We start from the raw sequence: 10840 nt of genomic DNA on the forward strand, positions 1-10840 counted from the left end.
GTACTTTTTGCGATTGTTCTCGTGATTTATCTGATTAGGGAGCATCGTAAGGACCAGAGAAAAACGAAAAAGTTCCTTACCAGCGATACTAAGAAACCTGAGTTGACCGAGCTTAATGATGTGTTTTGAGGTTGTCGAGTTTGCCGCGCTTTGCTCGCAATGACGAGTTTGCCGCGCTTTGCTCGCAATGACGGGGTTGCCGCGCTTTGCTCACAATGACGAGTTTGCCGCGCTTCGCTCGCAATGACACCCTGTACCGTTTGGTATGGGGTTTTGTTTTTATACCGCATTGTCATTGCGAGGAGTCCCGATAGCTATCGGGACGACGAAGCCATCTCAGTTTGCCGCGCAGTTTGCTTCGCTTTGCTCGCAATGACGGGGTTTCCGCGCTTCGCTCGCAATGACGGTTTTAGAGGGATGAAGCAATCTCACTAAATTTAGTGATTGTGTAGGTGTTTTTTTATGGTTAAGTTTGGGAAAATTAAAATTAAGCTCCAATTATAATGACCATTTCGCAATATCTCGACAAGATTAATACCCTTTATAAAACCGGAAACGCCCGTGAGCATTCGTACCGCGGTGATCTTCAAAACCTAATCATGGCCATTTTACCGGATGTTCTGGTAACCAATGAACCTGCTAGGGTTGATTGTGGTGCGCCGGATTATGTTTTGACCCGTAAAGATGTTCCGATAGGTTATATTGAAGCGAAAGACATTGGAGTAGACTTAGGTAGCAAAACCCTAAAAGAACAGTTTGACCGCTACAAAGCCGGTTTGACAAATTTGATTTTTACGGATTATATGGATTTCCATTTTTACAAGGATGGAGAACTCACCACCAAAATTGCTATTGCCGCTGTTGAAAATGGAAGTGTTGTAGCCAAACCCGAAAACTTCGAGCAGTTCACTCAGCTTATAAAAAACTTTGCCGAAACCATATCACAAACCATTAAATCGCCTACCAAACTGGCGCAAATGATGGCGGGTAAAGCCCGATTAATGGCGGATGTTATCGAGAAATCGTTAAACCATGACGACCAAGAAGGGAAACGCTCTCAAATTAAATCGCAAATGCTTTCGTTTCAGCAAATGCTGATACACGATATAGACAACAAAGCCTTCTCCGACATATACGCTCAAACTATCGCCTATGGTATGTTTGCGGCGCGATACCACGACCCGACACTCCCTACATTTTCCCGTATGGAAGCGGCCGAGTTAATCCCGAAATCGAATCCGTTCCTTAGAAAATTGTTTCAAGATATTGCGGGTTTTGACTTAGACACCCGTTTAACTTGGATTGTAGACGAATTGGTAAACATTTTTCTGGCTTCGGATGTGGCTATGATTATGAAGAACTTTGGTAAAAGCACCAAACAGGAAGACCCCGTAGTGCATTTTTACGAAACGTTTTTGGGAGAATATAATCCTGCATTGCGAAAGGCTCGTGGCGTTTGGTACACCCCGCAACCCGTAGTTAATTTTATAGTTCGTGCGGTTGATGATATTTTAAAAACCGAATTTAATTTACCACAAGGTTTAGCCGACACGAGTAAAACCAAAATAAAGAAAAAAGCCGTTACCCAAACCGGAACCGGAGCGAGTTCTAAAATTAAAGAGGTTGAAACGGAAGTAGAAGTACACAAAGTGCAGATACTAGACCCGGCAACGGGAACCGGAACCTTTTTAGCAGAGGTAGTGAAACACATTCACAAGAAATTTGAAGGACAACAAGGGATTTGGAGCAAGTATGTAACCAACGACCTGATCCCGAGATTGAATGGTTTTGAGTTACTTATGGCGAGTTATGCGATGGCGCACCTGAAAATGGATATGCTATTAACCGAAACAGGTTACAAACCAACAGACGACCAACGTTTTAAAATATTTTTGACCAATTCCTTAGAAGAAGCGCATCCTGACACAGCAACGCTTTTTAGTTCTTGGCTAAGTGATGAAGCCGACCAAGCAAATAGAATTAAGCGAGATGCTCCGGTGATGGTTGTTATTGGAAATCCTCCTTATAGTGTGGAAAGTGCTAACAAAGGGGAGTGGATTATGAACTTGATGGAAGATTATAAAAAAGAGCCTGGAGGGAAAGAAAGATTAAATGAAAGAAACCCCAAAGCTATAAATGATGATTATGTAAAGTTTATGCGTTTTGGACAGCATTTTATAGAAAAAAACGGTGAGGGTATTTTAGCCTTTATTAATCCGCACGGCTTTTTAGACAATCCAACTTACAGAGGAATGCGATGGAATTTATTAAAGACATATGATAAAATTTTCACCATAGACTTACATGGTAATAGTAAAAAGAAAGAATTGACTCCTGAGGGTAATCCCGACGTAAATGTTTTTGATATAATGCAAGGCGTTTCTATTAATATTTTAGTAAAAACCAGAAAAAACAAAAAAGAAGAGTTAGGAAAGGTTTTTCATTATGATTTGTACGGAAATAGAAATCACAAATATAATTTTCTTCTAGAAAATTCATTTGCAACTATTCCTTACTCGGAATTACATTACAAAGCTCCATCTTATTTTTTTGTACCTAAAGATTATACAGTAGATGACCATTATAGATTAGGGTTTACCTTATCTGATCTTTTTAATTCAAACTCTATGGGAATTGCAACTGCGAGAGATCAGTTTTCAATTCAAGAAAGTAAGCAAAAGGTTCAAACCCTCATTACAGAATTTTTATCCGTTGAAAGTGAAGAAGCTAGAAGAAGATTTGAATTGGGAAAAGATGTTAGAGATTGGACAGTCGAAACAGCAAAAAAAGATTTAATTAATTCTGGACCAAATTTTGAAAGAATAGTAAAGATTTCTTATCGTCCTTTTGATATAAAATGGACCTATTTTACTGGAAATTCAAGAGGATTTCATTGTACACCCAGAGGGGAGGTGATGAAACATTTCATTAATAGAGATAATCTTGCTCTATGCGCTGTGAAAATTGGTAGAGATATTACTTCTTTTAATTTTTTCATTAGTAAGTATATTACTGATAAAGGCATAACTTCATCTTTGGATAATGCAAACGTTTTTCCTCTATATCTTTATCCGGAAAATAATTCTCAACAGAGCTTATTAAATGAAGTAATTCGCATTCCAAACCTCAACCCGGATATCGTAAAACAAATAGCTGATAGTTTAGGCTTAACCTTTACCAACGAAAAAGAAGAAGGCAATGTGTGTTTGGCCAACGATAAAGACGTTCGCCCTGAGTACAAACAAACTTTTGCTCCTATAGATTTATTGGATTATATATATGCGGTGCTACACTCTCCAAGTTACCGAGAGAAATACAAAGAATTTTTAAAGATCGATTTCCCAAGAGTGCCTTACCCAAACGATGCCGCAACTTTCTGGCAGTTGGTAGCTTTGGGTGGCGAATTGCGACAAATTCACTTACTGGAAAGTCCAACCGTTGAAAAATACATTACCCAATATCCTGAGGATGGTGATAATGTGGTGCGCAAAGTCATTGCGAGGAAGAATGACGAAGCAATCTCCACTAAAGCAGGGATTGCTTCGCAGGCTCGCAATGACGGTTCACTAGAGGTTTACATAAACGAAACGCAATACTTCGCCAACGTTCCCGAAGTGGCTTGGAACTTTTACATAGGTGGTTACCAACCTGCTCAAAAATGGTTAAAAGACCGTAAGGATAGAGAACTAAGCTATGAGGATATTTTGCATTATCAGAAGATTATTGTGGCTTTGAGTGAGACTGGTAGGATTATGGGGGAGATTGATAAAGTTTTAGAGATATAGAATATGGTAGCTATAAGGGTAAAATTAAAACCAACAACAATTAAAATAAATAAAATTTTTCTCATCGGGAATGGTTTTGATTTAGCATTAGGGCTTAAAACCAAGTATAGCGATTTTTTGTTGTGGCTAATAAAGAAATACATAATTGATGCTATTGAATCTAATGTTTCTATTGCACCGTTTGATAAATACAAAGGAAGGTATATTGAATTCTTGGGTGAGTATGAGGGTAAAAATGTAAAAGGATTTAGCACTAATAGTTTGTTTGATGTTTTATTAAGTACAAGATTTTATTACGATAAAGATCAATTGAATAAGATTGATAAAGTTTCGGATTTATTTGAATATATAAGTTCAAAGGAAATTGAAATTAATACTAAAAATGCTCCTTTCCTGTTTGCAAAGATTCTTCACTCATCATCTAATAATCTTTGGGTTGATATTGAAGGGGTATATTTCGAAATTTTAAAGGAAATAATTAAAACATATAAAAATAATTTAAAAAAAGACTCTTTAGATTTAATAGATAACATTAATCAAGAATTTTCATTAATCATTGATTATCTAAAAAAATATTTATCTGAAATAGACACTGCAATTATTAAGAATGATGCTAAGGTATATTTTACTCAATTTCAAAGTGATTTAGAAAAAAATGATTTTTCATTTTTACATAACCAAGATGATGATGTAAGTATAGGTAATTCTTATTTTTTGAATTTTAATTATACAGATTCGTTGTCAAATTTATTAGGTCATTTTAAAAACAGTGCATATATTCAAAATCATATTCATGGTAATTTTAAAGATACTAAAAATTCAATAATTTTCGGTTTTGGTGATGAAATGGATGATGTTTATAAGGAAATTGAAGAATTAAACGACAATCGATTTTTTGAGCATATAAAATCATTTCAATACTTCAAGACACCAAATTACAGAGAACTACTTTCTTTTTTAAATTCAGGTGATTACCAAGTTTGTATTTATGGTCATTCCTGTGGTCTTTCAGATAGGATAATGTTAAATGAAATTTTTGAACATGAAAACTGCAAATCAATAAAAATCTATTATTACAATGATGATGATTTTACAAGGAAAACAATGGAAATATCAAGGCATTTTAATAGTAACCAATTAATGAGAAAGAAAATTGTTAATAAAAACAATGATTGTTTAATACCACAAGTAAAGAAGTAGTTTATTATGAAAATTAAACTATCCAAGAAACAAAAACTGTTTTTAATTAATGTATTTATAATTTGTTCAATTATATCATTAATACTCATTCTTTCATTAAAATATGTATTACCAAATAAAAGTTCTCAAGATATAGCCACGACTATTGGGGGAATTTTAGGGACATTTTTTAGTTTTTTTGGTTCTGTATTGGTTTATCTGGCTTTGAAGGCTCAAATCGTGGCAAATGAAATTGTACAAAAACAGATTAAGAATCAAGAAGAAACCGATTATTTTAGAAATAAAATTAATCTTGTCAATGAAAGAATAAATATATTAAAAGAGGAAGTGAACAATTTTATTTACATGTACAGAGATAAAGAAGAAAAAAATGGTTCACGCGATATCGAATATAAAGGTTCACAAGCTATTTTTATTTTACTTTCTAAAAATGTAAATACTTTTTACGGTAGATTAAAAAGAGATTCTTTCGAATTAGAGCCAAAATTTACAGAGTTGTATAAATTACTCCAGTTTTATCAAAATACCATTGATATGATTGAAAATGAAAAATTTGATAATGACTCTAATATAGATAACCAAATTAAATTAAATTTTTATTCCAGTCTTCAATATTTTTTTAGTGCTAAAATTAAATGGAACTTTAAATCAATGGAAAACAAAAAATCAAAACATTCTGATGGTTGTCCTGATAGCTGTGGACAAAACCATGGATTACCCGAGGAATTATTTGATTTAGTAGATAAAATTAATTCAAAATTATCTTAAAATGAAAAAATACTACTTACACAATGGTACTGAAAACATTGGTCCTTTTGATTTAGATGAATTAAAAGCAAAAGGAATAACTAAAAGTACACAGGTTTGGTGTGAAGGAATGGAAAATTGGAAAGAAGCCGGAAACATTGATGAATTAAAAAGCATTATGTTGGTTATTCCACCACCTATTTCTAAAATTGCAGAATCAAAACCTGTCGCTCCCATTATTAAGAAGAAAACAAATTGGATAGGAAGAATAATGACACTTGCGGGTGTTGCGTTAGTAATAATTATTGGGCTAACAAGTGTTAGCGCATATTTAGATAATCAACAAAATACACCACCAGTTGAAGCGTTTATGACAGCTGAAGATATGGAAGCTGCTTATCCTTTAAATTATCTATCCGCTGGCGGAGAGTACAAAGAAAATTTTTTAGGAGATAAGATTAAAATAAAAGGTTTCATCCGAAATTCAGCTTCCGTTACGACTTATAAAGATGTTGTTGTTGAGGTTGTATTTTACAGTAAAACGGGATCAGAAATCAATACTGAGAAATATACTCTTTATGAGTTTTATTCTCCTTCAACCCAAAAAGAATTTGAGTTGAAAGTTACTAATTATCGGAATGTTGCTGAGATAGGATGGAGAGTAGTTGGAAGCGTGGTTAAATAAAATTTAATAATTAATTTATATAAAATTATCAATATGGAAGAGCCATTTAAACCTTTGAGTTTATCAATAAAGGAATTATTCGGGAATGCCGATTCATTATATAAAATTCCAGTTTATCAAAGACCTTACAAGTGGGAAAGCGAACAAGTTGAACAGTTGTGGGATGATATCATAGAAGCTTTTGATAATGAGGAGGAAAATTATTTTCTAGGCTCCATTATTACAGCTAAACCTAGAGACAATGAGCGTTCAGCTTATGTTGATGTGGTTGATGGACAACAGCGTTTAACCACCTTGATGATTATGTTTTGCGTAATAAGAGATTTGTTTCCAAAAATCAATGAGGAATTTGACGATCCACATTTAGTGGGTATAGATGAAATTAAGGCTTCTATATCTTTACATGGAAAATCAGATCGACTTAAATTATACACACACGCACAGCATAATAGCGATTTTGAAAAGTACATTTTAAAAGGGAATACATTAAAACTTAATCACCCTTACAAATATCAGGTGCGTATTGACGAAGAGCCTAAATATAAGTTTATTAATACCGCTTTAATCTTTAAAGAAAAGTTTGAAGAAATAGGCAATGATAAATCGGAAAAACTAATTGACTACTTATTTAATCAGGTAAAGATTATTAGAATCGACTGTAAAAATAGGGAGTTTGCTATTAAATTATTTCAAGTACTCAATGATAGAGGAATGGATTTAACTGCTTCTGATTTAATAAAAAGTTTTTTACTTGAAAAATTGTATACTAAATATCTTCACGATCCGGATACTTCAAAAATTAAGGAAAATCAATTTATTTTGGAATGGCGGGAGATGGAAAACACTGTAAGTAATTGTGACATTAATGTTAATGATTTATTTATAATGTATGAGTATTTTTTACTGGCGCAGAATCCAAAAAAATCGCTATACGACGAACTGCAAAGTGAATTCGAAACTAAAGACCCGAACCAAATCATTCATGATGTAATGAATTTTGCAAAATCCTATTATAAAGAAATATGGGAAGCTGAGGATGTTATTACACATTCTCTTTGGTACATAAGATGGAGTGTTTACTGGAAAACTATTTTGTTAACTGCTTTTCATACAAATTACAAAGACATTGAAAAACTTAAAGATGAGTTAAGAAGATATTATTATTTGTATTGGATTGCTGGTAAAACATTATCTCAAATTAAGCAAACATCTTTTAACATGATTAAATGGATAAAAGAAAATAAGGGTATGGACTTTATCTTGGCGGAATTAGATAAAAAAATTGACGATGATGAAATTTTAGATCTAGTTGAAAGAAATTTAAATTCTGAGAGAGCAGCTATGAACGCTTGGATGAAGCCTTTACTTATCATGTTAGAGTATTGCTCAACAGACAATAAGAAACCTGCTTTTATCCCCTTAAGCAAAGATTTACATTTAGAACATATTTTGCCGATAAAGTTTGAAATGTTTAAAGAATGGGGACATTTTAATAAAGATACTGCGAGCAAATGGATTAACAGTATTGGAAACTTAACCCTATTATGTGGTTCTAAAAATATTGAATGTAGTAATAATCCATTCTCTACTAAAATAAGTATTTATACAGGAAAAGGTAAGTATCAAGATAAAGATGATAAAATTACTTCATTTCAGATATCTCAAAATATTGTTAATGACTACAATAATTCTACTTTTGACAAAAGCTGGAATCTAGATGCTGTTAAAGCTAGACGTGTTTGGTTTTTACAGGAAGTTAGTGATATATTAAATATCGATATTGTTGTTAGTCTTGAAATCGAATCAGAACCAATTTTATATTAATATTATAAACTATCATAGAAGATTTTGAAAACGTTCATTTACTGCATAATTGTCTCTACTTTTTTTTCTTTCCTGTAAACCGTTTAAGTTTAAAGGTTCTCGACTTGAGGAGATGAATGATTTAGTTATTCATAGAAAAGTGTTTTACAATGACATGTATGAAATACATCTTCGTAAGAAAGTAATTGATGAGATGATTGAGTTTATAAAGAAGTTAAAATGAGATTGCTTCGTGCCTCGCAATGACGTGGAGTCGTGATTGTAGGGGAACACCCCCGAAGCCCCCTCGAGGGGGGAATGTCGATAACCTGTTTTTTAGCCACCCCGCCCTACGGGCACCCCTCCGGAGGAGGGGAATTTCGATAGGACGTTTTGGTTTTTGAAATGGAAATATTGTTTTTTATGAGATTGCCGCGCTTCGCTTGCAATGACAGCCCGGGAGAAATACAATAACGGAAATTAAAAAAATAAAGTAAATTATGGATAGCACCTTTGAAAATGAAGCCCAGGTTAAACCCACTAAGCATGGTATTGTTACCAAGTATTCGGCATTTGTAGACAAGCTGATTGTGATTATCAGTATTTGGGTATCGTTGAGTATGGTTGCCAAATACACTAACGAGTTACCCGATTTGAACTGGCCCTATCACGGGGAACAACTTTTGTATGTGTTGCTTACTTTTACGTTGGTGTATGTGACGCTCCGTTTTCTAAGACTCTTTGTTTTTTTTGGTGTGTTGATTGGTTTGGTTTATTTGCTTTCGGTTGTTTTTATAGATGTTTATGAGGATACCCGTGATCCCAGAAAAACGGAGCAGACTAAGATTATAAAAACCCTGAATGAAAATAACACTCTTTTACTTCCTAAACCAGTGAACGTAAATTATCCTTCGGATTCGTTGGAATTGCGAATTGAGCAGCTCGAGCATAAAGTATTGCTGATGGAACAGGAACTGATTTTATCGAAACAGGCGCGTTTAACGGAGTAGCATTTTTTTGGGTTTATGTATTTTTGTTATGAATAGGTGAGTAATTATAGAGCTACACCCCCGAAGCCCCCCTCGAGGGGGGAATGTCGATAACCTGTTTTTTAGCCACCCCGCCCTACGGGCACCCCTCCGGAGGAGGGGAATTTCGATAGGACGTTTTGGTTTTTGAAATGGAAATATTGTTTTTTATGAGATTGCCGCGCTTCGCTCGCAATGACGGTGGGTGTGGTTGCCGCGCTTCGCTCGCAATGACAATACGTGTATTGGAATACCTTCTGCCAAAGAACACCAAAAACCTGCCGTTTGTCGTAACCCTTTGATTTAAAAGATATAAAGTTGTAAATTTAAAGTCAAACCAACAGTTAGGGCTATGGCTTATATTGACTATTATGCTGTGTTAGGGGTTGCGAAAACCGCTACTGCCGAGGAGATTAAAAAAGCCTATCGGAAACTGGCCCGACAGTACCATCCCGATGTGAACCCCAATAAAGAGGAAGCTACCCGTAAGTTTAAGGAAGTCAACGAAGCCAATGAGGTGTTGAGTGACCCCGAAAAGCGTAAGAAATACGACCAGTATGGAGAGCATTGGGAACATGCCGAGCAGTATGAAGCGGCGCAACGTCAGCAACAGCAAGCAGGTGGTGGAGGTTATCAGTACCATCAGGGTGCGGAAGGCTTTCACGATTATGAGGCGTTTTCCGATTTCTTCGGTTCGATGTTCGGGAAAGAAGGCAGGGCGAAGACCAAAGGATTTAAGGGTCAAGATGTGTCGGCGACTTTACGCTTACAACTCACCGATATTCTAACCACGCAAAAGCAGGTATTGGAAGTGAACGGTAAAAAAATACGCATTACCATTCCGGCCGGAGTGGCTAACGGACAAACCATTAAGATAGCCGGTCACGGGGGTAAAGGCTACAACAACGGTCCTAACGGCGATTTGTACATTACGTTTGACATTGTAAACAATACCGCGTTTGAGGTGAAAGGCAATGATTTGTATACTATCGTTTCCATTAGCCTTTATGATGCATTATTGGGAGGGGAAGTCATTATCGAGACTTTAACCGGTAAGGTAAAAGTGCCTGTTGCACCCGAAACCGAGAACAATAAAAAGATCAAACTGCGCGGCAAAGGGCTGCCGGTGTATAAAAAAGAAGGAGAGCATGGCGATTTGTATGTGACTTATTCGGTTGTACTGCCTAAAGATTTGTCCGATAAAGAAAAAGAGCTGCTCGGGCAGTTACGTTCCATCAGAAAATAAGCGTTATGAGTGAGACCACCCTAAAAATATCCGTCATTACTTTTTGCCAATACCATCAGATTGCGCCCGGCTTTGTGTATGCATTACAGGAAAGCGGTCTGGTGCAATTAGAAGAGCAGGAAGAGCATTATTATATTACCAACGAACAAGTAGATGCACTGGAAAAATACATCCGAATGCATTATGAACTGGGTATTAACATTGAGGGGCTGGAAGTTATCAGTAGGTTACTGGCTCGGATGGAGGAGATGGAGCGGGAGTTGCGGTTGCTTAGGAGGGGGGAAGGCAGGTTGTAGAAGCAAGAAGCAAGAAGCAAGAAGCAAGAAGCAAGAAGCAAGAAGCAAGA

8 protein-coding genes are annotated in these 10840 nt (G+C 35.5%); all 8 read left to right on the forward strand.

Annotated elements, in window-relative coordinates; genetic code table 11:
* Nucleotides 1-599 precede the first annotated feature (599 nt).
* The 8 genes from BLQ05_RS04905 to BLQ05_RS04940 all read left to right on the forward strand — a co-directional run bounded on the left by BLQ05_RS04905 (nucleotide 600) and on the right by BLQ05_RS04940 (nucleotide 10790).
* Nucleotides 600-3785: a type ISP restriction/modification enzyme gene (locus BLQ05_RS04905; RefSeq protein WP_316929300.1), complete on the forward strand. Its 3186-nt coding sequence runs from the start codon at nucleotides 600-602 to the stop codon at nucleotides 3783-3785.
* Nucleotides 3786-3788: 3 nt separating this feature from the next.
* On the forward strand, nucleotides 3789-4985 hold the full coding sequence (locus BLQ05_RS04910) for an AbiH family protein (RefSeq protein ID WP_023576592.1): 1197 nt from the start codon (nucleotides 3789-3791) through the stop codon (nucleotides 4983-4985).
* Nucleotides 4986-4991: 6 nt separating this feature from the next.
* Complete coding sequence (locus BLQ05_RS04915) at nucleotides 4992-5753, forward strand: hypothetical protein (RefSeq protein WP_023576593.1); 762 nt, start codon at nucleotides 4992-4994, stop codon at nucleotides 5751-5753.
* Between the two features lies 1 nt (nucleotide 5754).
* Complete coding sequence (locus BLQ05_RS04920) at nucleotides 5755-6417, forward strand: DUF4339 domain-containing protein (RefSeq protein WP_023576594.1); 663 nt, start codon at nucleotides 5755-5757, stop codon at nucleotides 6415-6417.
* A gap of 33 nt (nucleotides 6418-6450) precedes the next feature.
* On the forward strand, nucleotides 6451-8241 hold the full coding sequence (locus tag BLQ05_RS04925; RefSeq protein ID WP_023576595.1) for a GmrSD restriction endonuclease domain-containing protein: 1791 nt from the start codon (nucleotides 6451-6453) through the stop codon (nucleotides 8239-8241).
* A 479-nt stretch (nucleotides 8242-8720) separates the two neighbouring features.
* Nucleotides 8721-9230, forward strand: coding sequence for a hypothetical protein (locus tag BLQ05_RS04930; protein WP_023576596.1), 510 nt, complete (start codon nucleotides 8721-8723; stop codon nucleotides 9228-9230).
* A 370-nt stretch (nucleotides 9231-9600) separates the two neighbouring features.
* Nucleotides 9601-10494, forward strand: a complete 894-nt coding sequence (locus BLQ05_RS04935) for a DnaJ C-terminal domain-containing protein (RefSeq protein WP_023576597.1) — start codon at nucleotides 9601-9603, stop codon at nucleotides 10492-10494.
* Between the two features lie 5 nt (nucleotides 10495-10499).
* Nucleotides 10500-10790, forward strand: a complete 291-nt coding sequence (locus tag BLQ05_RS04940) for a chaperone modulator CbpM (protein WP_074460091.1) — start codon at nucleotides 10500-10502, stop codon at nucleotides 10788-10790.
* Nucleotides 10791-10840 lie beyond the last annotated feature (50 nt).

Source organism: Flavobacterium saliperosum (assembly GCF_900100625.1).
In the GTDB taxonomy this organism is placed as follows: Bacteria; Bacteroidota; Bacteroidia; order Flavobacteriales; family Flavobacteriaceae; genus Flavobacterium; species Flavobacterium saliperosum.

Coding starts and splice junctions, on each gene's coding strand:
- BLQ05_RS04920 (WP_023576594.1), top strand. CDS start 5,755: ATGAAAAAATACTACTTACACAATGGTACTGAAAACATTGGTCCTTTT.
- BLQ05_RS04935 (WP_023576597.1), top strand. CDS start 9,601: ATGGCTTATATTGACTATTATGCTGTGTTAGGGGTTGCGAAAACCGCT.
- BLQ05_RS04910 (WP_023576592.1), top strand. CDS start 3,789: ATGGTAGCTATAAGGGTAAAATTAAAACCAACAACAATTAAAATAAAT.
- BLQ05_RS04925 (WP_023576595.1), top strand. CDS start 6,451: ATGGAAGAGCCATTTAAACCTTTGAGTTTATCAATAAAGGAATTATTC.
- BLQ05_RS04940 (WP_074460091.1), top strand. CDS start 10,500: ATGAGTGAGACCACCCTAAAAATATCCGTCATTACTTTTTGCCAATAC.
- BLQ05_RS04905 (WP_316929300.1), top strand. CDS start 600: ATGGCCATTTTACCGGATGTTCTGGTAACCAATGAACCTGCTAGGGTT.
- BLQ05_RS04915 (WP_023576593.1), top strand. CDS start 4,992: ATGAAAATTAAACTATCCAAGAAACAAAAACTGTTTTTAATTAATGTA.
- BLQ05_RS04930 (WP_023576596.1), top strand. CDS start 8,721: ATGGATAGCACCTTTGAAAATGAAGCCCAGGTTAAACCCACTAAGCAT.